Source organism: Chitinophaga sp. 30R24 (genome assembly GCF_049056765.1).
Classification (GTDB): Bacteria; Bacteroidota; Bacteroidia; order Chitinophagales; family Chitinophagaceae; genus Chitinophaga.
The window spans coordinates 316,297-339,396 of the sequence record NZ_JBJGXX010000002.1; the positions used below are offsets into that span (position 1 = coordinate 316,297).

The window sequence follows — 23,100 nt, forward strand, 5'->3', positions numbered from 1 at the left end:
TTGCAATGCCTACGCTGATTCCTCCCGTAAACGCGCTGGATCATATTCTCGGAGGCCGGAATGCTACCATAGAGCTGGTAGAATACGGTGATTTTCAATGTCCTTACTGCCGGGAAGCCTTTTTTATTGTGAAACAACTACAGGAACGCTTTGCCGACAGGCTACGTTTTGTATTCCGCAATTTTCCCCTTTCTGAGGCCCATGAATATGCTATGGATGCTGCCCTGGCAGCCGAAGCAGCCGGCAGGCAGGATCGCTTCTGGGAAATGCATGACGCAATTTATAATCATCAACTGAAGCTAAACGAACACCTGTTGGTAAAATTGGCGCAAGAACTGCAGCTGGACTTATCCAAATTTTCAGATGATATGGAGGCTCCTAAGCTGCTGAGCAAGGTGGAAGCCGACTTTGAAAGCGGCGTTCGTAGCGGTGTAAATGGAACGCCTACTTTTTTCCTCAACGGCAAGCGTTATAATGGCGATTACCGCGTGCTTTCATCCTTTTTAGAAGAATGAATGTATGTATTGGTGATATAGTGCGCTCTTTTGCGCCCCTAAAAAAGCGCACTCAGGCATGTTAACAATTATATAATCATTTTTCCCCGAAAACTGTTGTAAACTGCACGTAGTTACGGAATGTTTCATGAATGCGTATCAAAATAATGCTGTAACCTTTACACGCAAGGATTTCGGAGACGATTTTCTTTGGGGCGTTACTATCTCTGCTTTTCAAAATGAAGGTGCCTTCGATATGGATGGCAAAGGGCCTTCCATTTGGGATACTTTTTCGGATCGTAAAGGGAAGATCAAAGATAAAAGCCATGCGCACATAGCCACCGATTTCTACAACCGTTATACACAAGATATACTGTTGGCCAAATTACTCGGTTTCTCCGTATTTCGTTTCTCCTTATCCTGGTCGCGCATCATCCCACAAGGTACTGGCGCTGTTAATCAGGCTGGGGTAGACTTTTACCACCGGGTAATAGATGCTTGTTTGGAATTGGGGTTGGAGCCTTATGTAACGCTCTATCACTGGGATCTGCCACAGGCATTGGAACGCAAGGGCGGCTGGAGCCACCGGGGAGTAGTATTTGCTTTTGAAGAATTTACCCGGGTATGTGCCCGCGAATTTGGTAATAAAGTAAAACATTGGATTGTATTGAATGAGCCGTTCGGTTTTACGGCTCTGGGCTATATGTTGGGAGTGCATGCACCGGGCAAGTTTGGACTTTCCTGGTTTCTGCCAGCTGTACACCATGCGGTACTTGCCCAGGCGGAAGCCGGGCGTGTGCTCCGCGAAGAAGTGGCCGGCGCCCAAATTGGTACCTCCTTATCCTGCTCGCAGATTATTCCATTTACCAACCACGAAGCCGATCTGCTGGCAGCCCGTAGGGCAGATGCTTTGTTTAACCGGTTATTTCTGGAGCCCTCTTTGGGGATGGGCTATCCGGTAAACGATTTCCCCCTATTGCACCGTATAGAACGCCGTTATGCTTTGTGGCGCGACTGGGACCGGCTGGCATTCGATTTTGATTTTATTGGTGTGCAGAATTATTTCCCGTTGGTAATAAAGTACAATGCTCTTATGCCAGTGGTAAAGATCTCTGAAGTAAAAGCTAAAGCCAGGAATGTACCGTTAACCGCATTGGGTTGGGAAATTAATGGTAATGGTTTATATGAGGTACTAAAACAATTTGCCGCTTACAAAGGAGTGAAAAAGCTGATTGTAACAGAGGGAGGGGCAGCCTTTTCAGACCTGCCTAACCCTGAAGGGCGTATTGTGGATACCTACCGTATCCATTATTTCCAGGAGTATCTGGCCGGTGTACTGAAAGCCCGGCAGGAAGGCGTGCCGGTGGAAGGTTATTTCGCCTGGACGCTTACTGATAATTTCGAATGGTCTGAAGGCTACCGCGCCAGGTTCGGATTGGTATACGTTAACTTCGAAACTCAGCAACGGATCATCAAAGATTCCGGCTATTGGTTCCGGGAATTTTTATCTGCCAATGCCCACAACGTAAATAATATATAATAAAAGAGTCCTGCCAAACGGTAGGACTCTTTTATTAAAAAGATAGTTTTAAATATATTTTATTGGTTCAGGCGTTTGAAGAACCAGATATCCCGTAAGCTGAAGTTAAATACTGCATTTACATAAGTTTCTTTCACTAGTGCCGCGCCAGTTTTGCCGCGCTGTCCTGCTTCCAGGCCCAGGTAATATCTCAGTTGTCCGTTCTTACTGGGTAACGATAGGCCCAAGGTACCGGAAACATCCCTAATCTGAGTGCTGCTCACCACCAGGGGAGAGTTGTTGTAGCTGAACCCTGCTTGTAATATAACCCCTTCATAAGACTGGTTATAGTACTGGTGTTTAATCGTATACTCTATGCCGGTAGAGTAACGGTCTGCATCTTTATAAGCGTAGGTGGCGCCTTTTTCGTTCAGGGAGCTCCAGAGTGAGTGGCGGTAATCTGCTACCCAGGTAATGGTGCCGTTGGTAAGGGTGATACCTGCAGCATATTCGCCTGGTAAGGTAAAGAAAGACGGGTCCATATCTTTTGTAAAAAGCGTATTGGCGCTCTCGTCAGAAATGGTCACTTTTTCCTGCAGTTTCAGTTTGGTTTGGAAGCGGTAAGTAGCTCCCAGCCCTAGCTGCCAGTTCTTGCTTATTTTTGCGGCATATTGTGCGCCCGCAGTAAAATTAGGTTTGAAGCCATACCTATTATTGTCTGTTTGCAGCGAGTCGGAGCCTACATATTCGTTGATGTTCAGCGGGCCAAACAAGAAGGCGGTAGATACTCCTACAGAGAAATTTTTATTGAGCTGGAATCCGTTGGAGATGTAGGCCCGGTTAAAACCGCCGGTGCCGGTAACGGTTTCGGTAGCGGGGGTGCCAGTACCAATGAACCGTTGGTTTAGCAATTTATAATCTACGGTACTGAAAGGAGAGATACCTGCACCAATCCCCCAGAATTTGGCGGCTTTAAAGCCAATGGCCAATCGCTTAAAATCGATGTCTCCGGCTGACTGTGAAATATTGCTTCCGCTATAATTAATTTGTTGTGCTTTTATAGACACATCCATCATAAAGTTCTGGGGAGGTAATCCGCCATAGGAAGCCGGGTTCAGTTCATTTAGGTAACCGGAGTGGTGGCGGCCAACGCCGGAGCTGCCCAAACCGAAATTGCGGCTATAATCCCTCGTTTCAATATCTCCTATGCCATAGGCAGAATAGATCGAGTTAATGCCATGCTGTGCTTTTGCAGTAAGGCCGCACAACAGGAGTAAGATTAAACCGCTATATAGTTTTATTCGCATGTGTATCCTTTATTTATACAACAGATAGTATAATTGTAATTTAAGCCTGTATTTGGTGTTTTGCTGGTCTCCTACTACCAGTCTGTCCAGCGTTGTTCTGGCATCTGTTGCGCTGGGAGTCAGCAACAGGCCGCGGGAAGTAAAATCTGTGGCGGTAAGTTCTTTAATGAAATAATTGGTAAGGTCAAACGTATAGGCGTTGTTATCCGGGAACTGCGTATCTTTTGTAAGCAGGCCATAAGTAAGGGTATCTGTTACATTATTGAGGGCATCCACTTCATTCAGGGCCATCCGTGGAGGCAGCCGGTCGTTGTCGTAGGTGCCGTTAACGGGTTTAAGATACAGGTATACTTTCATGACCTTAAAAAATTGCCCGATGGTGTTCAGGTTCCGTAAATAAGGAATATCTATGCGTGTAGCCGATCCGGTGATAGGCTGCGTATAACCTTGATGGTTGGTGCTTTCGGAAGGCAGCTGTAAAACGCCTTGTTGAAGTGGCGCCAGTGCTGTGCCGGCGGCGTTGTTGGTAACCCGGTTAAATTGCAGGTTGGGCGCCTGCATATTGAAGTCTACATATTTTACGGTGGTTACCAGCTCGGAAATATGGTAGTATAAACGCATAACCAGGCTGGAATCGGTAGCTTTAAAGCCTAATACAGACTGGCTGGTAGGCCCACCCCTTACATTGAGGCCGGGGAAGAAGTATAGCCAGTTGGTGTTGGCTGTAATATCTCCAGACTTGTCGCGCAGCATGATAAACAGTTGTCGGCCTAGCTGATCAGACATGGGTACGGTCACGGTTGGGTCGGTATTAGGCCATACAGAACCCCTGAAGCTACCGATAGGTGTATTTTCTGTGCTAAAATTGCTATTGTTATAGAGGTAATAGAAATTTTGGGCAGTCTGGATGGTAGAAGTTACCCGGTATACCTGCAGGTCTGCTGGTTGCAGGGAATCGCCGGAAATGTATCCATTGGGCCGCATAATCAATACCATGGAGTCGTAGTCAGCGCCTACGAGCGGGATATCTACCGGAGCCGGTTGCTGGATCTGGAAAAAAGATTGCGCCATTGTAACGCCAAACTGGGGATCTGTTCTTTTACCCACCAGCACTACATCATTATCGGAAGTAGGTATAGAATCCTGGAAGATGGTCTTCATGGTTACGGTCAACGTATCGGCAAGAAGATATTCTGTCTGCTGGTTGTTGTCTACAATATTATTATAAGTAAAGCCCGTTTTTTGACAGGAAGAGAAAATGGCCACCAGTAAAAATACCGGGAGGTATCGGCCTATGCGCATATCCAAACGCCTGAAAATTAAATGATACATGGTATTGTTCATGGTGCGCAATTTTAGACAGGTTCGATACTTTCAGCGGCTTTAATATGCCAATGGCCAAAATTTATCGATGAATAACGGTATATATCCTTTATGCCGCCAATAGGGCAGGAATGGGCATAGTGGACGAAAGATTCCAACTGGTAGATGAAAAAGGGGTATCCGTCAGTTAAAACAACGGAAATAGCTATTTCCCGTTTGACGGAATGCTGCGGCGGATAATTTTGGCAGCAGTAAAAAAGAACATGCTAATGCGTTATTTTAAAGGTTATAGTTTATTATTGATGGCTTCCCTGGCAGCCTGTTCAAAGGGGTCAGATACCACTACATTGGTGGGTAACTGGATCAAACGTTCTGAGTTTGAAGGGGTGGCCAGAAGTGGTGCTGCTTCGTTTGTAATTGATGATAAGGCCTATGTTGGAACCGGATTTGATGGACTGAAAAGATTATCGGATTTTTGGATGTACAACGTAGATCAAAATCAGTGGACACAAAAAACGGACTTTGGTGGCGATCCCCGTAGCAATGCAGTTGGCATGGCTGTAAACGGAAAAGGTTACGTGGGTACCGGTTATGACGGCAGAAATTATTACAAGGATTTTTATGAATATGACCCGGTAGCAAATGCATGGACCAAGAAAGCTGATTTTGGAGGTACTGCCCGCTATGGCGCCGTAGCTTTCTCTGTTACTACTAAAGGTGTTGGACAAGGATACATCGCTACTGGTTATGATGGTAACTGGTTAAAAGATAACTGGGCATATGACCCTGCTTCCAATACCTGGACGCAGGCACAAAGCCTTATCAGCGGTAAAAGACAGGATGCTTCCGTATTCGTGATCAACAATACCGCATTTGTATGTATGGGTACTGCCAATAACTCTCCGCTCACCGATTTCTACTCCTTTAACGGCGACGACTTATATTGGAAAACCCTCAATTCTATTGCTAATGTAAGCGACGACTCGTTCGATGACCTCTATAACTTTGCAGGTAGTGGTGCGGCTTCTTTTGCCATGAGAGGTAAAGGGTACATAGCCACCGGTACCAGAGGTGCAGCGTGTTGGGAATACAACCCAGGCACCGACCGTTGGGTACAGAAAACAGACTTCGAAGGCGCTCCCCGTACAGCAGCTACTGGTTTTACGGTGAAAGACCGTGGTTTCGTAGTACTCGGCCAGAGCAATTCTTCTACCCAGGTACTGGATGATATGTGGGAATTTGATCCAACAGCGGAGTATAACAAAAATGACTAAACGTAATATAATTGCTGCCGGTATCGTAGCGATAGTGTTGATTTTCCTGGCTGTCCGTTATAAACAACGTACGGTTGCTACCAATAGCAAGGGCGATGAAATGTTGGCTGTGGTAGTAGAACCTTTTACGGTGAAAGAAGGATGGGGGTATAAGGTAAATGTAGGAGGTAAAACTTTTATTTATCAGGATGTTATTCCCTGTATACCTGGTAATCATGTTTTCCGTTCAAAAGAAGACGCGGTTCGGGTAGGCAACGCCGTAGCAGAAAAATTAACGCATCACCAAAAACCAATCTTGTCCAAACAAGAGCTGGTAGAGATGCAAATAGCAGAAGCACAATAATTTATCTCTTTGTAATAACTATCTGGAGATCAGAATTTTCCTGAACAGAAAATTTTGGTGTCCGGGTAGTTATTTGTTTCTGTTTTAAGTGCATTTTAATATTGTTATTAAATTTAACAATCCCTTATATCGGATTAACAAACTTTAACACAAGCCTAACCCTATCTAATGTAAGTTTATTGCATCAATCAACATGATGCTTAGCTTTAAACGGATTCTCAAAAGTCGTCCATTCCTGATCTCATTGCACATCACCGGATGGGCGTGTTTTCTGTTTTTTCCTTTTTTTATTTACCGTATCCAGATTTTACATACAGGCTTCTTTATTAAAGAACTGATAGATAACCTCTTTCTGATCGGCATCTTTTATCTCAATATATATGTACTCATCCCCCGGTTTTTTAACCGGAAGAGGATCATGACCTACTTGTGCAGCATCATATTGCTGATCGCTTTTATCACCACTCAGCAAGCGGTAATCAATTATTACTTCTTCCGGAACTTCGCGCACAGGTTTCCTCCAATGATAGCGTTACATATGGGGAAAAAATTTAACGATCCCGAAGTAACAACTGGGGCTGCTCCTGCGTTCCACAATAGAAGGATATTTTTTAATACGGAGCAACCTGTACGGTTACCGGCGCAGCCGGTAGTGGTTGAAACCAGTGCTGGCAGCGATTCTTCAGAGGCTGCTGTCACTAAAGCCGGGCTTTTCCCTAATGCCTTGCCGGCAGAAGCAGATGGTCCAACGATTCTGGAATACCTGTTTTTCCCGGAAGTATTGAGGCGGTCCGGATTTTTTGCCCTGCTGATGCTATTTATGAGCGGCTTTATTAAAATTGCGCTTGAATGGTTTAAAAGCGAAAAACAACGGGAAGAGCTGAAAGTGGAGAAATTAAATGCGGAATTAAAATTTTTAAAGTCGCAAATTAATCCTCACTTCCTTTTTAACTGTCTAAATACCATTTATTCGTTGGCGCATAAACAATCGCCGCAAACTGAACATGCCATTTTGAAGCTGTCTACTATTATGCGGTACATGATTTATGAGTCTAACGAGGCCAGGGTATTACTGTCGCATGAATTGAAATACCTGCACGATTATATTGAAATCCAGCGTTTACGGTTGCCAAATGATATCCACATCAATTACAGGCTCAACGGAAATGCGGATAATGTGCAGATTGAACCAATGCTATTAGTACCGTTTGTAGAAAATGCGTTTAAACATGGTATCAGTTATACAGAGGAATCCTTTATCGATATAGATATCACTACAACCGAAGAGGTGGTGCAACTAACCGTTAAAAATAGCCATTTCAAGGAACGGGTGGCGGAAAGAGGAGGAATAGGCCTTGAAAACGTATTGAAACGCCTGGAATTGCTTTATGAAAATGAGCATGAAATAAATATCAGGGAAATGGAAACCCAATTTATTGTTGATCTTAAAATTGTGTTGAAAAAATGATAAGGTGTATTGCTGTGGATGACGAGCCTTTGGCATTGGAAATCATGGAAGATTATATCCGGAAAGTACCGTTTCTCACATTGGCAGGCAAATTTGAAAACGCTGCCACTGCATTGCGGTTTATCCAGGATGAACCCGTAGACTTAGTATTCCTGGATATCAAAATGCCGGATATCACTGGCATACAGTTTCTCAAATCGCTGAAATACCCGCCCCTGGTAGTATTTACCACCGCTTATGGCGAGTATGCCCTGGATGGTTTTAATCTCGACGTGGTAGATTACCTGCTAAAACCCGTGCCTTTTGAACGTTTTCTTAAGGCAGCTGCTAAAGCCAGCGAAACCTGGTCTGCCAGCCAACAGAAAAATATTGGCGTCTCCAATGCTACCATGCCCATGGATGCTACCTGGGTAAATGACTACATCTTCATCAAAACAGAGTATAAGATCATTAAGATCAACCTGGAAGATATTCTTTTCATCGAAGCACTGAAAGACTATACAAAGATCTATACACACAATCTCCCCGTTCTTACATTGCGTAGCCTCAAATCTTTCGAAACCCGCCTGCCAGCCGATAAATTTATACGGGTACACCGTTCTTACCTCGTATCGCTCAATAAGATCAATAGTGTGGAAAAAAATACGGTGATGATTGCCAATCAGTCTATACCCATTTCTGATGGCTATCGCGACCGCTTCTATGATGTGATTAACCGGAACTCCTGATGAGATATCAATGATCTTTTATCATGGAAGTGGCTGGTGGTTATAGGGAGTGTTGCTACCTCCCTCTGGCCTTGGCGCTATCCGGAAAAACGATTCCGCTGTCCTGGTGTATAATTCCCGATTTTTTCGGAACTTTGCTTTCTTTAAAAGGCCACCAACCACCATTATTTATTATTGTTCTTTTATCAAAAACCACCAACATTGGAAAGAATATATTTCGACAATGCAGCTACCACGTCGCTGGACCCGGCGGTATTAGAAGCTATGCTGCCATTTATGACGGAAAAATTTGGTAATCCTTCTTCTATCTATTCTTATGGAAGGGAATCAAGATTGGGCATCGAAAATGCACGTAAATCAGTCGCTAAAATACTGAATGCACACCCGGGAGAGATCTTTTTTACTTCTGGCGGTACGGAAAGCAGCAATACTGCCATTAATGCAGCCATAAATGATCTGGGATGTAAACATATTATTTCATCTCCTATCGAACACCATGCTACCTTGCATACGATCGAACACTTGCATCATTCCAAAGGCATAGCGCTTTCTTACGTAAGATTACTGCCTTCCGGACACATTGATATAGACCACCTGCGTGAACTGTTACAGCAATCCACCGAAAGATGCCTGGTTACTCTCATGCATGCCAATAACGAAATCGGCAACCTGCTAGACATCCATGCAGTAGGAAAGCTCTGCCAGGAATTTGACGCTATTTTTCATTCCGATACTGTGCAAACCGTAGGACACTATCCTTTCGACCTGCGCAATACCCCGGTACATTTTATTACAGCCGCTGGTCATAAGTTTCATGGGCCTAAAGGAGTAGGTATCCTGTATATTAATGAAGACGTAAAAATAACTCCCTATATTCAAGGTGGTAGCCAGGAACGCAATATGCGCGCCGGCACAGAAAACCTGTATGGTATCGTAGGGTTTGCTAAAGCCCTCGAACTGGCCACGGCTGAGTATGAGGCACATAGTACACATATTAATAGTGTTCGCATGTATATGGCAGAACAGCTGTTGCAACATATTCCAAGCGTTAGCTTCAACGGCGACCTGTATGGCCGTAGCCTTTATACCGTATTAAACGTGGCTTTCCCTAAAACGGAAAAAACAGAGATGATCCTCTTTAACCTCGACATCAACGGTATCTGTGCTTCCGGTGGCAGTGCGTGTACCTCCGGCGCCAATGCAGGATCTCACGTGATCAGCACCATCAAGAACAATCCCGATGAAGTGGCAGTACGTTTCTCCTTCAGCAAGCATAACACAAAAACGGAAGTGGATAAAGTGGTGGAAAAATTGAAAGAATTGATATAACCACTAATCAATACCCGCTCCAGGCAACAGAAAAGGCGCCATTGCTTTATCAGCAACGGCGCCTTTCCTTTTCAGCTAAAAAGCCTGTTATCAGCTAATGGCTTCCTTAATATCCTGCATGATCCTTTTGGCGATATTATCTGCCGTAGTTTCATTCTGGCTTTCTGCGTAAATGCGGATAATAGGTTCGGTGTTGGAAGTGCGGAGATGTACCCAATCTTTATCGAACTCTATTTTAAGGCCATCCGTAGTGTTCTGCGGTTGGTTTTTATATTTTACCTGGATTTTCTCGAAAACAGTTTTTACGTTTACACCTTTGTCCAGTTCTATTTTATTTTTAGAGATGAAATAGTCGGGGTAGCTGTTACGTAAAGCTTTGATCGTTTTTTTGCTATGTGCGAGATGGCTCAGGAACAGGGCAATACCGATCAGCGCATCACGGCCGTAATGCAGGTCGGGTACAATAATACCGCCATTGCCTTCTCCACCGATCACTGCGTTGGTTTCTTTCATCATTTTCACCACATTCACTTCTCCCACAGCTGAAGGCGAGTATTGGCCGCCATGTTTGAGGGTAATGTCTTTCAATGCCTGAGTGGAAGACATATTAGAAACAGTGTTGCCTTTCCTTTTGCTTAATACGTAATCAGCCACAGCTACCAGTGTATATTCCTCGCCAAACATGCTGCCATCTTCACATACAAAGCAAAGTCGGTCTACGTCTGGATCTACCGCGATGCCCAGATCCGCGTTGGATTTGTCTACTTCGTTAGATAGGGCAGTGAGGTTTTCCGCTAATGGCTCCGGATTGTGGCTGAATTTACCGTTTACTTCACCAAACAATACTTCCACTTCTTCTACACCCAATGCTTTTAACAGGGGAGGAACAAACAAAGCACCAGTGGAGTTAACGGCATCCACTACTACTTTGAAATTGCGTTCTTTGATAGCAGCAACATCTACCAGCGGATAGTTCACAACCAGATCGATGTGTTTTTGCAGGTAGGTATCATTTACAGTATAAGTACCAAGTTTATTGACATCCGCAAAATTGAAGTCTTCGCGGTCGGCAATGTCTAAGAGCTGTGCTCCATCTTCGCCGGAAATAAATTCACCTTTGCTGTTCAGTAACTTTAGAGCATTCCATTCCCGTGGATTATGGCTGGCAGTAAGGATAATACCTCCTGCCGCATTTTCCATGGTAACCGCCAATTCCACGGTAGGAGTGGTGGAAAGACCAAGATCTACTACATCAATACCCAGCCCGGTAAGGGTGGATACGACCAGATTTTTCACCATTTCACCGGAAATACGGCCATCACGGCCTATTACCACTTTTCGGTTTTCTGTTTGCTGGCTGAGCCAGGTACCATATGCTGCTGTGAATTTTACCACATCTAATGGAGAAAGTCCCTCACCAGGCTTACCGCCTATGGTTCCGCGTATGCCGGATATCGATTTGATCAGTGCCACGAGATTCTGTTTTAAAGGAAGGCAAATATAAAAAAAACCACTCCAGAAATCCTAATTATGAAAATACCCTGTAATGCATGTTGCGCTCCCCCCTATTTTTCACTTTTCCCCATTCACTTTTCACTATATTTGCAGCTACGCTTTTCAAAAAACAGCTATACGTTACATGCAATACTCGTGGAAGAATATACCCCGGTATATTCGTTATGTGTTTGTTCAAACGCTTTACCTCTTTTTATTAATGGTAATGTTTAGGGTAATATTTTACCTGTTTTTTTTCAAAACGGCCATTACTGATTATGCAGCGATAGCGAAAGCCTGGAACCTCGGACTCAGATTTGACTTACGGCTTACCCTTTACCTGATGGTGCCTGTACTGTTGCTCACACTCATTACCCGCAACAATTTTTTTACTTCCAGGGCGATTAAGCGTACCAACTTTATTTATTTCTTCGTGGTATACCTGCTGCTCATATTCCTTTATATATTGGATTTGGGACACTATGATTATCTGGGCTTACGCCTGGACCCATCTGTATTAAGGTTCCTCGCTAAAGGAGAACGTGCAGACAATGCCCGGATGGTATGGCAAAGTTACCCGGTAGTGAGAGGTATGTTGGGCATTGTGGTGCTCATGTACCTGTTGTGCCGCTTACAGAAGGCCACCTGGAACCGCTTTGCCGCTCAGCCGTTGAAGTACTTGCGCAATTGGCCTTTTACCGGTTATACAACTGCCTTGGTATTACTTTTTGCGGCAGGTATTTATGGTAATGTTGCCTATTTTCCACTCCGTTGGAGCCAGGCCATGTTCACGCGCGACAATGGGGTAACAAGTTTGGGACTAAACCCTATCTTGTATTTTGCTTCCAATCTTTCTGTAAAAGGCGATACCTACAACCTGGAGGCAACCCGTAAATATTATCCATATATCGCTCAATATTTACGCGCAGATAGTATTAATGATGCCACGTTGAGCTACGTACGTACTATCGCAGCAGATACCTCTAAACCCAGGCTTAATGTGGTATTGGTTATGTTGGAGTCTACCGGCGCCGCTATTACCAGTATGTATGGTAACCCTATGCAGGCCACGCCTAACATGAAGCGTTTAGCCGACAGTGGTATCCTGTTCCGGAGTTTTTATGTACCGGCCATCAGTACCGCTAAAACAGTATTTGGCGTGCATACCGGCTTACCGGATATTACGGCGATAAAAACAGCCAGCCGCCATCCCAAAATGTTGGATCAGCGTATCGTAATGGACCAGTTTAATGGCTATGAAAGGCTTTATCTGCTGGGTGGAAATACCAATTGGGCCAATATCCGCGCGGTATTTACCAACAACGTGGAAGGCATCAGGATATATGAAGAAGGTATGTATAAATCTGCCAAAGCGGATGTATGGGGAGTAGCCGACTACGACCTGATCACGGAAGCCAGCGGGATATTTAAAGCTGAAAATGATAAAAAACAACCATTTGTCGCTTTCCTGCAACTGGCAGATAATCATCCCCCCTATACCACCAGCGCGGGTGCGGGCGATTTTAAGAAGGTGAAAGAAACAGATATAGACATGAATACCTTTAAAAAATCAGGTTTCTTGTCTATAGACCAGTTCAATGCCTTACGGTATGAAGACTATAACGTAGGCCACCTGATAGAAATGGCGAGGAAAGATGGCTACCTGGACAATACTATTTTTGTATTTTTTGGTGATCATAACTGCCGCCTCAATCCATACAGTTTCATGCCACTGCCGGAATACGAGCTGTCTACCGGTGGAGAACACGTTGCCGCCTTCATGTACAGTCCTAAACACTTGGCGCCTCAGGTGGTTACTACACCTGGCAGTTTGTTGGATATATACCCTACGGTAGCAAAAATGGTAGGGATGCCCTATAAAAATTATACTTTAGGGGTAGATTTATTCGATAGTACCCGGGTAAACGATAAATATGTGTTCATCACCTATTTGCGTAACCAGATGCCTTTCTATGCAGTGATGGGCGATCGCTATTTGTACGAAGTGAACCAGTCTACCAATGCTACCGCGATGTACGATCTGAAGGGAGATCCACTGAAAAATATACAGACTCAGCAGGCAGATACCGCAAAAAGTCTGGATAATTTAACGCGGGGCTTTTACGAAAGCACCCGATATTTGATGTTTAATAATAAGAAATAGTAGCATAAAGGGGGCAAGAATTTAGCTAAAGGCTAACCTTTGAAAGCGAAAGAGTTTATGGAAGTAATTAAAAGCTGGTTTAAAGATTGGTTTAACTCTCCCTATTATCATCTCTTGTACAACAACCGGGATGAACGGGAAGCGGCAGCGTTTATTGATAAACTGCTCGCCTATCTGCAGCCGGTTCCAGGTGCAGCCATGTTGGATGTAGCCTGTGGAAAAGGCCGTCATGCAAAATACCTGGCAGATAGAGGGTATCAGGTAACTGGTATTGATCTTTCCATTGAAAGTATCAACGCTGCAAAAAAGCTGGAGAATGACCACCTGAGCTTTTTTCAACATGATATGCGCCTGCCTTTTTGGATAAACTACTTCGATGTGGTGTTCAACTTTTTTACCAGTTTCGGTTATTTCGATGCTCAGCGCGATAACGATAATGCTTTGCGCACCCTCTCGAATGCCCTGAAACCAGGTGGTAAACTGGTACTGGATTACCTGAACAGTAATTTTGTGGCTGCACACCTGGTACACAGTGAAGTGAAAGAAAAAGACGAGGTAGTGTTCGACATACACCGGGAGCTGCAAGACAATAAATTCCTGAAGGAGATCAATATCCTGGATAAGGGAAAAATGCGCCGGGCTTCTTTTACAGAAAGTGTGAATGCCTTTACCTTACATGACTTTGAGGTCATGTTTGCTAAACAAGGATTGAAGATCATCGATTTGTTCGGCGATTATCATTTCAATAGTTATGATGAGCAGCGCTCACCGCGGCTGATCCTCATCGGTACAAAATTATAGCCATGCTGGAGTTTATTCTCAAAGAAGATCTTAGATTATTTTTTCATATCAATGGGCAGTGGCATAATGCATTCCTGGATGTGGTGATGCCTTTTTTGCGTGAACCATATGTTTGGGCGCCTTTATATCTTTTTCTGGCTTTATTTGTTACCATTAATTATGGATGGAAGGGGCTTTTCTGGATTATGTTCTTCCTGTTGTGTTTTGGCGTAGCAGATCAAACCAGTTTATACCTGAAGGGGGCCGTAGGGAGGGTAAGACCTTGCCGGGACCCGGTAGTATCGCATTTTACCCGCTTGTTGGTGATGTATTGTCCCGGTAGCGGAAGCTTTACTTCCAACCATGCGGCCAACCATTTTGCGTTGGCTACATTTTGTTTTATCACTTTAAAATCGGCCTTTCGTCGGTATACCTGGTTATTCTTTGCATGGGCCGCTTCTATCGGTTATGCACAGATCTACGTGGGGGTACACTATCCGCTGGATGTTTTTGGCGGAGCGATAATGGGCATTATCATTGGGCTGCTGGCCGGTAGTTTCTTTCAACGCCGGATAAGACTAGAGCCACTTACATCATGAACTGGAACTTTCTGATACTGATATTGGTGGCTACCATCGCAGGTGGGATTATCCCTATGACGGTAAAGCGCATCAATGCTAATTTTTCTATTTACCTGCTGGCCTTCACCGGGGCCTTTCTGTTTGGGGTGATTATTATGCATCTTTTGCCGGAAGTGTACCACGACCTGGGGCATCAGGCAGGCATCTATATTGTACTGGGCTTTTTCCTGCAGGTATTCCTGCAGCAATTGTCGCATGGTATGGAACATGGCCATACCCATATTCCTGGTGAGCATCACCACCATATTGCTGTATTGCCCTTGCTGATAGGGCTTTCCATACATGCTTTCATGGAAGGGTTGCCCCTGGGTTTTAAATATGAAGACAACTCTGTACTGCCTTCCCTGATGATAGGGGTGGCTGTCCATAAAATTCCGGAAGCCTTAACCCTTATCACCGTGATGATGCATGCACATAAAAAGAGGCCGGAGCTCTGGCGTATATTGCTGGCATTTGCTGTGGTAACGCCGGTAGCGGCTATATTGGCATCGTGGTTAGGCAACCGGTTTGAAGTAGTACAACATTATCTGTTATATGTAGTGGCATTGGTGGTAGGCGCATTTTTGCATATTTCTACCACCATTTTCTATGAAAGCGGCACCAAACACCACGAATTGAGCTGGAGGAAAGTGTTGGCCATTGCATTGGGATTGGTTTTGGCATTTATTACCCTGATATTTGAATAATTCGTTATTTTTAGGCTTTATATATGGAAGTCGTCATTATCCTCATCCTTATTTTATTGAATGGCCTGTTCGCGATGTCCGAGATCGCCATGGTCTCGGCCCGGAAGATCCGATTGGAAAACCAGGCCAATAAAGGGGATGAAAAAGCAAAGGCCGCATTGAAGCTGGCCAATAATCCGGACACATTTCTTTCTACCGTCCAAATAGGGATTACCCTGATCGGTATTCTGACAGGTATTTATTCCGGTGAAAACATTAAAACGGAGGTAATAACCTGGCTAAATGCCAATTTTCCTGGTATACAACGTTATAGCAATGGTGCTGCTACTACCATTATTGTAGTAGTGATCACTTATTTTTCCCTGGTATTGGGAGAATTATTGCCCAAAAGAATGGGCCTGGCGAAACCGGAATCCATTGCCAAAATTATGGCTACCCCCATGCGGGCGTTGTCCAGATTGGCCTGGCCTTTTATCTGGCTCTTGTCGGCTTCTACGAATGTGCTGGTAAAGTTATTTAATCTCCAGCCTAACGAATCGCACGTTACGGAAGAAGAGATCAAAGCCATTATTAACGAAGGCACCACTTCCGGCGCTATCGAAGAAACAGAACAGGAAATCATACAACGGGTGTTTAGTTTGGGCGACCGTAACATCACCTCGCTCATGACCTATCGTAATGATATCACCTGGCTGGACATCAACGAAACCACCGGCGATTATCATCAAAAAATAAACAGCAGCCTGCATTCCGTATACCCGGTATGCGACGGGCAGATAGATAGCATCAAAGGGTTAATCACGATCAAAGACCTATATACTGTGTCTGGCAAATCGGTGCCCTTGTCTGATATTATCCGCAAACCGCTGTTTGTGCCGGAAAACAATACCGCTTACCAGGTACTGGAAAAGTTTAAGGAAACCCATCTCCACGCTGCCTTCATTGTAGATGAATATGGCACTTTTCTGGGAATGATCACCCTGAACGATATTCTGGAAGCAATTGTAGGCGATATGCCAGAAACTGCTGAGGAAGAAGATCATGCAATGGTGCTACGGGAAGATGGCTCCTGGCTTGTAGACGCCCAGATACCATTTTATGATTTCCTGGCGGAATTCGACAAGGAAGACTGGATGATAGAATTTGAACAGGATTTTGATACGCTGGCAGGATTTATATTACACCACCTCGAACATATACCGCAAACTGGTGAAAAGTTCACCTGGCGCGATTTTACGTTCGAAATAGTAGATATGGATGCACATAGGATAGATAAAGTGTTGGTCACCCCACCAGCCTCAGCAACTGAAGAGTAACATCTGCCTGAAAGATGAGTATTACCCGCATACGTAATTACCCGTAATTCGTTCGTGTACATGCTTATTTATTTGGATAAATCCAGCTTTATGCTAATTTTGAGCACTTTTTTACATATACAAATAATTTAATTTAAGATAAAATGGTTGCAATAGGAAGTAAGGCACTGTCCCTGGATGAAGTGTACAGGGTGCTTTTGGGAGGAGAAGAGCTGACACTGGAACCGACCGCATTGCAGCAGGTAGAAACCAGCTTTCAATTCCTGAAAACGTTTTCAGCCAAAAAACTCATATACGGTATTAATACCGGTTTTGGTCCAATGGCACAGTACCGTATCTCCGATGCTGATACTTTTCAATTACAGTATAACCTGATCCGCAGCCATAGCTCCGGAACTGGCAAGCCATTGTCGCCATTGCACACCAAAGCCCTCATGATAGCGCGTTTGAGTAGCTTTATGCAGGCGCATTCCGGTATACATCCGGAAGTGGTGCACTTGCTGAAAGCATTGATTAATAAAAACGTATATCCCTGTGTGTTTGAACACGGTGGCGTAGGCGCCAGCGGCGACCTGGTACAGCTAGCCCACCTGGCCCTGGTACTGATCGGCGAAGGGGAAGTATGGTATGAAGATAAATTTCAGCCTACGGCAGATGTGTTTGCCCGTTTACAACTGAAGCCCATAGGTATTCACGTAAGGGAAGGACTGGCCGTTATCAACGGTACTTCCGCTATGACCGGCATTGGGCTCGTTAACCTGATAGAAGCCAAGCAATTGTTAGGTTGGTCGGTAGTATTGTCTGCCATGATCAATGAAATTGTAGAAGCATTCGATGATCACCTGTCTGCAGAACTGAATGCGGTTAAAAAACACGCCGGACAACAACAGGTAGCTGCCAAAATGAGGGAAATCCTCCAAGGCAGTAAAATGGTCCGCCATCGCCCCGATCATCTGTATAAAGAACTGGAAGAAGAGATATTTAAAGATAAAGTACAGGAATATTACTCTCTGCGCTGTGTACCCCAGATCCTGGGTCCCGTATACGATACCTTGGTGCAGGCAGAACAAATTGTTGTACAAGAGCTTAACTCTGTTAGCGATAACCCTGTAGTGGATCATACCCTGGAAAATGTATTCCATGGTGGTAACTTCCATGGCGATTATGTTTCCCTGGAAATGGACAAAATAAAGATCGCGATTACTAAATTATCCATGCTCGCAGAAAGGCAATTGAACTATCTGCTCAACGATAAATTAAACCACAAGTTCCCGCCATTTATGAACCTGGGTAAACTTGGCTTCAATTTTGGAATGCAGGGTGTACAGTTTACTGCAACATCTACGGTAGCCGAAAACCAAACCTTGTCGTTCCCGATGTATTTGCATAGCATCCCGAATAACAATGATAACCAGGATATTGTGAGTATGGGTTGCAATGCTGCTATGATCACCAGTAAAGTGATAGAAAACACTTTCCAGGTGTTGGCTATCCAGGTAATGACGGTGTTGCAGGCGGTAGATTATTTGAATTGTCAGGAACGTTTGTCGGCTTTCTCACATCAGGTGTATCAGGAAGTAAGGGCAATTTTCCCTAAATTTATTGAGGACAGTCCACGTTACAAGGACATTCAGCAAATTAAGGAGTACCTGTTAAAAAATGTGCCAACACAATTCTAATTTGTTATCCGAAATTTATAATTCATGAAATGTGCATTAGTAACAGGAGGGTCTAGGGGAATTGGTAGGGCAGTATGCATCCGGCTGGCAGCAGCAGGTTACCATATCCTGATCAACTATAAAGGGAATGAAGCGGCAGCGGAGGAAACCCTCGCAGCGGTGATCGCCAAAGGCAGCACCGGTGAGTTGCTCCCTTTTAATGTAGGAGATGCGGCAGAAGTACAGCAGGTGCTGGGTGGCTGGGTAGAAAATAATAAAGATAAAGCGGTAGAAGTACTGGTGAACAATGCCGGTATCCGGGAAGATTCCCTGATGTTCTGGATGAATGATACCCAGTGGAATAACGTATTGAACATCAGTTTGAATGGATTTTACTACGTTACTAAGCAGGTATTGAATGGTATGTTGCTAAAGCGTTATGGACGGATCATCAATATGGTATCTTTATCAGGTATTAAAGGTTTGCCAGGGCAAACCAATTATTCTGCTGCCAAGGCAGGGGTAATTGGCGCTACCAAGGCGCTGGCACAGGAAGTGGCCAAACGTGGAGTAACCGTAAATGCCATTGCCCCGGGATTCATTAAAACAGATATGACTGCCGAATTGAATGAAAAGGAACTGGCTGCGCAAGTACCTATGAACCGCTTTGGCACCCCAGAAGAAGTAGCGGAAGCAGTAGCTTTCCTAACATCAAAAGCGGCCGGTTATATCACGGGAGAAGTATTGAATATCAATGGAGGACTACATACTTAAAGAGCGCTTTTAGCCTTTAGCTACAAGCTGCTAAAGGTTAAAAGCCGATAGTAGCCGGGCTAACAGCTATCAGCTAAAGCTAATTTACAATGACAAACAGAGTTGTGATCACTGGGATGGGAATCTATTCCTGCATAGGTAAAGATATGCAGGAGGTAAAAGATTCATTGTATCAGGGTAAATCTGGTATTGTGCTGGACCCTGAAAGGAAGACTTTTGGTTACCGGTCTGGATTAACAGGGTATATAGAAAGACCGGAATTGAAAGGTTTGCTGGATCGCCGTTCCAGGCTGATGATGCCGGAACAAGCCGAGTTTGCCTATATGGCTACCCGTGAGGCGCTCGCCCAGTCAGGTATTACACCCGAATATATTGATAAAACCCCTATAGGCTTACTTTATGGTAACGATAGTTCTGCCAGGCCGGTGGTGGAATCGAACGACATAATGAGGGCTAAGAAGGATACGATGTTAGTAGGTTCAGGATCTGTTTTCCAGACCATGAACTCTACGGTAAATATGAACCTGGCCACCATCTTTAAGCTCAGGGGTGTAAACTTTACGGTGAGCGCTGCTTGTGCCAGTGGCTCGCATGCTATCGGGCTTGGATATACGTTTATCCGTAACGGTATGCAAGACGCGGTAATTTGCGGAGGTGCCCAGGAAGTGAACGTGTATGCAATGGGTAACTTCGATGCCATCGCTGCTTTTTCAGTCCGGGAAAATGAGCCTACCCGCGCTTCCCGTCCTTTTGATCGCGATCGGGATGGACTGGTACCCAGCGGCGGCGCTGCTACCGTGATACTGGAAAGCCTGGAATCTGCAGTGCGCAGGGGAGCTACCATTTTGGGCGAAGTATTAGGCTATGGCTTTTCTTCCAATGGCGCTCATATTTCTAATCCCACTGTAGACGGGCCTGTACGATCGCTACAGATAGCCCTCCAGGATGCCGGACTGCAACCCGGAGATATTGAGTATATCAACGCCCATGCTACTTCCACTGCAGCAGGGGATGCCAGCGAAGCAAAGGCTATTCATGAAGTATTTGGCACTTCCAAACCTTACGTTAGCTCCACAAAGTCCATGACAGGCCACGAATGCTGGATGGCTGGCGCCAGCGAAATCGTTTATTCCATGCTCATGATGCAAAACGGATTCATTGCACCTAATATCAATCTGGACAATCCCGACGACGATGCTGCCAGGTTAAATATTGTGACCAATACAGTTAATAAAAATTTTAATATATTTTTGTCCAACTCTTTTGGCTTTGGTGGAACGAATTCGTCCTTGATCGTAAGAGGGTGGAACGGAAAATAAATATACTTAACTTTGGTCCCAGGTCAGTATTGGTATACCAACTATACGCTATAATCATATTTTTAAGCCTATATCTGATTGCACATATTATGAATACACAAGAGATAATAACTGTCACGAATAAATTTCTGGTAGAGGAATTTGAAGCAAATCCTGGAGCAATTATACCGGAAGCAGATATGAAATCCACGTTGGATCTGGATAGCCTGGACTATATTGATATGGTAGTAGTCATCGAAGATAATTTCGGATTTAAAGTAAATCCGGAAGATTTTCAGGAGATCATTACTTTCCAGGATTTCTACAATTATGTAGCCTCCCGTGTACAACAAAAAGAGCTGGTATAATGCCTTCCTGGGAGGGAAAATCGAAAGGAAGTAAGTTTGGTTACAGTTGTTTTGTTTTCCTGCTTAAACATGGAGGAGTGCTGCCCGCCTATCTGCTATTGAGGTTTGTGGCTTGCTATTATTTTATTTTTTCCTGGAGTTCCTCAAAACCAATCTATCATTATTTCCGCACTAAAGTAGGGTATAGCCGTTGGCGTGCTTTATGGGCCCTGTATCGCAATTATTATGTTTTTGGTCAGACATTGATCGACAAAGTAGTGGTGATGGCGGATATTCCTAATTCTTTTACCTTCGAATTTGAGGGAGAGCATTACCTGCGTGAAATGATTGCCGGCAGTAAAGGCGGCATATTGCTTAGTGCCCACCTGGGTAACTGGGAGGTGGCCGGGCATCTGTTCAAACGCCTGCAAACACGTGTTAATATTGTGATGTTCGACGGCGAGCACCAACGGATAAAGACCTATCTTTCCGGTGTTACAGGCGACCGGAATATGAATATTATTGTCATTAAAGACGACCTCTCGCATATTTATGCCATTAACGAAGCCCTGAGCAATCAGGAACTGGTATGTATGCACGCCGACCGTTTTTTACCCGGCAATAAAACGGAAACGCTTTCTTTTTTGGGTAAGGATGCCCGTTTTCCGATGGGACCTTTTTTGCTGGCTGCCACTTTCCGGGTACCGGTATCAGTGGTATTTGCATTTAAGGAATCTTCCAGGCATTATCATTTTTATGCAACAGCTCCCCGCTTGTACCATGGTCGCCGTAATGAGGGTGTAACCGCCGCATTACAGGACTTTACGCGGGAAGTAGCAGAAAAAGTGCGCCGTTATCCGGTGCAATGGTTCAATTATTACAATTTTTGGGAATAATCCGTGTTTTTACTGTTAATTATTTCGTATAATTCTATTTATTTCGTGTTTCATTATTAATAATAATTTGTGCAGATGTTTATTCATTCAGACGATATTACCGAATATATTCCACAGCGTGCGCCTATTGTAATGATAAGTGGTATCCTGGCCGTTGAGGGGCCAGTTACCCGTACCGGTTTCCACATTGCTCCTGATAATATTTTTGTGGAAAACGGGGTTTTAACGCCGCCAGGGCTGATGGAAAACATCGCACAAACTGCCGCCGCCAGAATAGGCTATATCGCCAAACAGGAGCAAGCCCCTGTGCCATTAGGCTTTATTGGCGCTGTAAAAGACCTGGAGATATGGGAACTGCCACCTGCAGGGCAGATGATTGAAACCATCACCGAAATCGGTGGCGAAGTGTTCAATGCTACAATGGTAACTGGTAAAGTAATATTTGATGGTCGTGTTATGGCGCAATGTGAAATGAAAATATTCACTAACCCCCAAATATGATGTTATGAACTTTCAAAAGTCTGTTGTCGTCCCTGTTATGTTATTTTGTTTGCTGTCTGTACAGGTACAGGCACAAACATTGAAAAATTTCCTGGATAACAAGGATTCCTCTTTTACCTGGCTGGGTGTGGACTTTACACAAGCCCGCCTGATCGGTGATGCTGCTGCCAATGTGTCTGATATCGTAGCGCGGCAGTTTACCGGCATTAACCAGTTAGTAGTGAAGGCACCTAAAAAGTATGATATCTCTGGCGCATGGCGCCGGGATAAATTTACTACAGACCTCAGCTTGGTAAACAAGCGCAATGAAACCGTGAACAAAGACCTGCTGAAATCCGACAATATAGCGGATTACCAACGTTTAAAACCAGAGGATATTACCAACCTGGTAAAATCTTACGATTTTGGCGGCAGACGGGGCATAGGTTTCCTGATTGTAATGGAAGGGATGAACAAGTCCGATAAACGGGCTTCCATGTACGTAACCCTGGTAGATATGGGCAAAAAGCACGTATTGCTCACCGAGCGCTATACCGGTAAAGCCCAGGGATTCAGTTGGCGCAATTATTGGGCTTTCACTGTTTCCAAAGTATTGGACAATGTAAATGATGATTTTAAGAAGCTGAAAGATAAATACGCCGACGCAAAAGATCCTGTGGAAGAAAAACCGGCAACGCCACCTGCACCTGCTGCCAAAAAGGACAGTAAAACCGGCATGGCGCTGAAAGAAACTAAAAAAATAAAGAAGAAAGGATAAAAC

At 44.4% G+C, this 23,100-nt stretch carries 23 protein-coding genes; 19 read left to right on the forward strand and 4 right to left on the reverse strand.

Annotated features, from left to right (window positions below; all coding sequences use genetic code 11):
- The first annotated feature begins 5 nt into the window (after positions 1 to 5).
- Both ACDQ55_RS07900 and ACDQ55_RS07905 read left to right on the forward strand, forming a co-directional pair.
- Positions 6 to 515, forward strand: coding sequence for a DsbA family protein (locus ACDQ55_RS07900; protein WP_420980799.1), 510 nt, complete (start codon positions 6 to 8; stop codon positions 513 to 515).
- A gap of 127 nt (positions 516 to 642) precedes the next feature.
- Entirely contained in the window at positions 643 to 2,034 is a 1,392-nt protein-coding gene (locus ACDQ55_RS07905; RefSeq protein WP_420980800.1) for a GH1 family beta-glucosidase, read from the forward strand.
- Positions 2,035 to 2,093: 59 nt separating this feature from the next.
- Here the strand turns inward: ACDQ55_RS07905 and ACDQ55_RS07910 are convergent, their stop codons facing one another.
- The gene (locus tag ACDQ55_RS07910) at positions 2,094 to 3,320 is read right to left on the reverse strand and encodes a hypothetical protein (RefSeq protein WP_420980802.1); all 1,227 of its coding nucleotides are present in this window, start codon (positions 3,318 to 3,320) and stop codon (positions 2,094 to 2,096) included.
- 9 nt (positions 3,321 to 3,329) lie between these two features.
- The gene (locus ACDQ55_RS07915) at positions 3,330 to 4,664 is read right to left on the reverse strand and encodes a DUF4270 family protein (protein WP_420980803.1); all 1,335 of its coding nucleotides are present in this window, start codon (positions 4,662 to 4,664) and stop codon (positions 3,330 to 3,332) included.
- 248 nt (positions 4,665 to 4,912) lie between these two features.
- On the opposite strand from ACDQ55_RS07915, the gene ACDQ55_RS07920 reads away from it, so the two are divergent.
- Both ACDQ55_RS07920 and ACDQ55_RS07925 read left to right on the forward strand, forming a co-directional pair.
- Positions 4,913 to 5,917, forward strand: a complete 1,005-nt coding sequence (locus ACDQ55_RS07920; protein WP_420980805.1) for a Kelch repeat-containing protein — start codon at positions 4,913 to 4,915, stop codon at positions 5,915 to 5,917.
- The gene (locus ACDQ55_RS07925) at positions 5,910 to 6,260 is read left to right on the forward strand and encodes a DUF4907 domain-containing protein (RefSeq protein ID WP_420980806.1); all 351 of its coding nucleotides are present in this window, start codon (positions 5,910 to 5,912) and stop codon (positions 6,258 to 6,260) included. The genes ACDQ55_RS07920 and ACDQ55_RS07925 overlap by 8 nt, the downstream gene beginning before the upstream one ends.
- A gap of 307 nt (positions 6,261 to 6,567) precedes the next feature.
- Here ACDQ55_RS07925 and ACDQ55_RS07930 read toward each other — a convergent pair whose 3' ends face one another.
- Complete coding sequence (locus ACDQ55_RS07930) at positions 6,568 to 6,771, reverse strand: hypothetical protein (protein ID WP_420980808.1); 204 nt, start codon at positions 6,769 to 6,771, stop codon at positions 6,568 to 6,570.
- A 27-nt stretch (positions 6,772 to 6,798) separates the two neighbouring features.
- Between ACDQ55_RS07930 and ACDQ55_RS07935 the strand changes: the two genes are divergently transcribed.
- From ACDQ55_RS07935 to ACDQ55_RS07945, 3 genes are all read left to right on the forward strand, one after another.
- A complete protein-coding gene (locus tag ACDQ55_RS07935) occupies positions 6,799 to 7,728 on the forward strand; it encodes a sensor histidine kinase (RefSeq protein WP_420980810.1) in 930 nt (309 codons plus the stop codon).
- Positions 7,725 to 8,456 carry a LytR/AlgR family response regulator transcription factor gene (locus ACDQ55_RS07940; protein WP_420980812.1) on the forward strand — a complete coding sequence of 244 codons (732 nt, stop codon included), beginning with the start codon at positions 7,725 to 7,727 and terminating at the stop codon, positions 8,454 to 8,456. The genes ACDQ55_RS07935 and ACDQ55_RS07940 overlap by 4 nt, the downstream gene beginning before the upstream one ends.
- Before the next feature lie 201 nt (positions 8,457 to 8,657).
- On the forward strand, positions 8,658 to 9,785 hold the full coding sequence (locus ACDQ55_RS07945) for a cysteine desulfurase family protein (RefSeq protein ID WP_420980814.1): 1,128 nt from the start codon (positions 8,658 to 8,660) through the stop codon (positions 9,783 to 9,785).
- Positions 9,786 to 9,875: 90 nt separating this feature from the next.
- On the opposite strand, the gene glmM is transcribed toward ACDQ55_RS07945, so the two are convergent.
- The gene (gene glmM, locus ACDQ55_RS07950; protein WP_420980815.1) at positions 9,876 to 11,258 is read right to left on the reverse strand and encodes a phosphoglucosamine mutase; all 1,383 of its coding nucleotides are present in this window, start codon (positions 11,256 to 11,258) and stop codon (positions 9,876 to 9,878) included.
- 247 nt (positions 11,259 to 11,505) lie between these two features.
- On the opposite strand from glmM, the gene ACDQ55_RS07955 reads away from it, so the two are divergent.
- The 12 genes from ACDQ55_RS07955 to ACDQ55_RS08010 all read left to right on the forward strand — a co-directional run bounded on the left by ACDQ55_RS07955 (position 11,506) and on the right by ACDQ55_RS08010 (position 23,097).
- Positions 11,506 to 13,443 carry an LTA synthase family protein gene (locus ACDQ55_RS07955; RefSeq protein WP_420980817.1) on the forward strand — a complete coding sequence of 646 codons (1,938 nt, stop codon included), beginning with the start codon at positions 11,506 to 11,508 and terminating at the stop codon, positions 13,441 to 13,443.
- Positions 13,444 to 13,482: 39 nt separating this feature from the next.
- The gene (locus tag ACDQ55_RS07960) at positions 13,483 to 14,244 is read left to right on the forward strand and encodes a class I SAM-dependent methyltransferase (RefSeq protein ID WP_420980818.1); all 762 of its coding nucleotides are present in this window, start codon (positions 13,483 to 13,485) and stop codon (positions 14,242 to 14,244) included.
- 2 nt (positions 14,245 to 14,246) lie between these two features.
- Positions 14,247 to 14,822 carry a phosphatase PAP2 family protein gene (locus tag ACDQ55_RS07965; protein ID WP_420980820.1) on the forward strand — a complete coding sequence of 192 codons (576 nt, stop codon included), beginning with the start codon at positions 14,247 to 14,249 and terminating at the stop codon, positions 14,820 to 14,822.
- Positions 14,819 to 15,550 carry a ZIP family metal transporter gene (locus ACDQ55_RS07970; RefSeq protein ID WP_420980823.1) on the forward strand — a complete coding sequence of 244 codons (732 nt, stop codon included), beginning with the start codon at positions 14,819 to 14,821 and terminating at the stop codon, positions 15,548 to 15,550. Before ACDQ55_RS07965 ends, ACDQ55_RS07970 begins: the two co-directional genes overlap by 4 nt.
- 23 nt (positions 15,551 to 15,573) lie before the next feature.
- A complete protein-coding gene (locus tag ACDQ55_RS07975) occupies positions 15,574 to 16,866 on the forward strand; it encodes a hemolysin family protein (protein ID WP_420980825.1) in 1,293 nt (430 codons plus the stop codon).
- Between the two features lie 143 nt (positions 16,867 to 17,009).
- Positions 17,010 to 18,545 (forward strand): HAL/PAL/TAL family ammonia-lyase, encoded by a 1,536-nt coding sequence (locus ACDQ55_RS07980; protein ID WP_420980826.1) that lies wholly within the window; start codon positions 17,010 to 17,012, stop codon positions 18,543 to 18,545.
- Between the two features lie 24 nt (positions 18,546 to 18,569).
- Positions 18,570 to 19,298, forward strand: a complete 729-nt coding sequence (gene fabG / locus ACDQ55_RS07985) for a 3-oxoacyl-ACP reductase FabG (RefSeq protein ID WP_420980828.1) — start codon at positions 18,570 to 18,572, stop codon at positions 19,296 to 19,298.
- 89 nt (positions 19,299 to 19,387) lie between these two features.
- Positions 19,388 to 20,617 (forward strand): beta-ketoacyl-[acyl-carrier-protein] synthase family protein, encoded by a 1,230-nt coding sequence (locus ACDQ55_RS07990; RefSeq protein ID WP_420980830.1) that lies wholly within the window; start codon positions 19,388 to 19,390, stop codon positions 20,615 to 20,617.
- Positions 20,618 to 20,706: 89 nt separating this feature from the next.
- On the forward strand, positions 20,707 to 20,964 hold the full coding sequence (locus ACDQ55_RS07995; RefSeq protein WP_420980832.1) for a phosphopantetheine-binding protein: 258 nt from the start codon (positions 20,707 to 20,709) through the stop codon (positions 20,962 to 20,964).
- Entirely contained in the window at positions 20,964 to 21,839 is an 876-nt protein-coding gene (locus ACDQ55_RS08000) for a lipid A biosynthesis acyltransferase (protein ID WP_420980834.1), read from the forward strand. Before ACDQ55_RS07995 ends, ACDQ55_RS08000 begins: the two co-directional genes overlap by 1 nt.
- A 75-nt stretch (positions 21,840 to 21,914) precedes the next feature.
- Positions 21,915 to 22,340 (forward strand): 3-hydroxyacyl-ACP dehydratase, encoded by a 426-nt coding sequence (locus ACDQ55_RS08005; protein ID WP_420980836.1) that lies wholly within the window; start codon positions 21,915 to 21,917, stop codon positions 22,338 to 22,340.
- Positions 22,341 to 22,344: 4 nt separating this feature from the next.
- Positions 22,345 to 23,097, forward strand: a complete 753-nt coding sequence (locus ACDQ55_RS08010; protein WP_420980838.1) for a hypothetical protein — start codon at positions 22,345 to 22,347, stop codon at positions 23,095 to 23,097.
- The last annotated feature ends 3 nt before the right edge of the window (positions 23,098 to 23,100 follow it).

Coding starts and splice junctions, on each gene's coding strand:
- ACDQ55_RS07900 (WP_420980799.1), top strand. CDS start 6: ATGCCTACGCTGATTCCTCCCGTAAACGCGCTGGATCATATTCTCGGA.
- ACDQ55_RS07905 (WP_420980800.1), top strand. CDS start 643: ATGAATGCGTATCAAAATAATGCTGTAACCTTTACACGCAAGGATTTC.
- ACDQ55_RS07910 (WP_420980802.1), bottom strand. CDS start 3,320: ATGCGAATAAAACTATATAGCGGTTTAATCTTACTCCTGTTGTGCGGC.
- ACDQ55_RS07915 (WP_420980803.1), bottom strand. CDS start 4,664: ATGAACAATACCATGTATCATTTAATTTTCAGGCGTTTGGATATGCGC.
- ACDQ55_RS07920 (WP_420980805.1), top strand. CDS start 4,913: ATGCGTTATTTTAAAGGTTATAGTTTATTATTGATGGCTTCCCTGGCA.
- ACDQ55_RS07925 (WP_420980806.1), top strand. CDS start 5,910: ATGACTAAACGTAATATAATTGCTGCCGGTATCGTAGCGATAGTGTTG.
- ACDQ55_RS07935 (WP_420980810.1), top strand. CDS start 6,799: ATGGGGAAAAAATTTAACGATCCCGAAGTAACAACTGGGGCTGCTCCT.
- ACDQ55_RS07940 (WP_420980812.1), top strand. CDS start 7,725: ATGATAAGGTGTATTGCTGTGGATGACGAGCCTTTGGCATTGGAAATC.
- ACDQ55_RS07955 (WP_420980817.1), top strand. CDS start 11,506: ATGTTTAGGGTAATATTTTACCTGTTTTTTTTCAAAACGGCCATTACT.
- ACDQ55_RS07965 (WP_420980820.1), top strand. CDS start 14,247: ATGCTGGAGTTTATTCTCAAAGAAGATCTTAGATTATTTTTTCATATC.
- ACDQ55_RS07970 (WP_420980823.1), top strand. CDS start 14,819: ATGAACTGGAACTTTCTGATACTGATATTGGTGGCTACCATCGCAGGT.
- ACDQ55_RS07975 (WP_420980825.1), top strand. CDS start 15,574: ATGGAAGTCGTCATTATCCTCATCCTTATTTTATTGAATGGCCTGTTC.
- ACDQ55_RS07980 (WP_420980826.1), top strand. CDS start 17,010: ATGGTTGCAATAGGAAGTAAGGCACTGTCCCTGGATGAAGTGTACAGG.
- fabG (WP_420980828.1), top strand. CDS start 18,570: ATGAAATGTGCATTAGTAACAGGAGGGTCTAGGGGAATTGGTAGGGCA.
- ACDQ55_RS07990 (WP_420980830.1), top strand. CDS start 19,388: ATGACAAACAGAGTTGTGATCACTGGGATGGGAATCTATTCCTGCATA.
- ACDQ55_RS07995 (WP_420980832.1), top strand. CDS start 20,707: ATGAATACACAAGAGATAATAACTGTCACGAATAAATTTCTGGTAGAG.
- ACDQ55_RS08000 (WP_420980834.1), top strand. CDS start 20,964: ATGCCTTCCTGGGAGGGAAAATCGAAAGGAAGTAAGTTTGGTTACAGT.
- ACDQ55_RS08005 (WP_420980836.1), top strand. CDS start 21,915: ATGTTTATTCATTCAGACGATATTACCGAATATATTCCACAGCGTGCG.
- ACDQ55_RS08010 (WP_420980838.1), top strand. CDS start 22,345: ATGAACTTTCAAAAGTCTGTTGTCGTCCCTGTTATGTTATTTTGTTTG.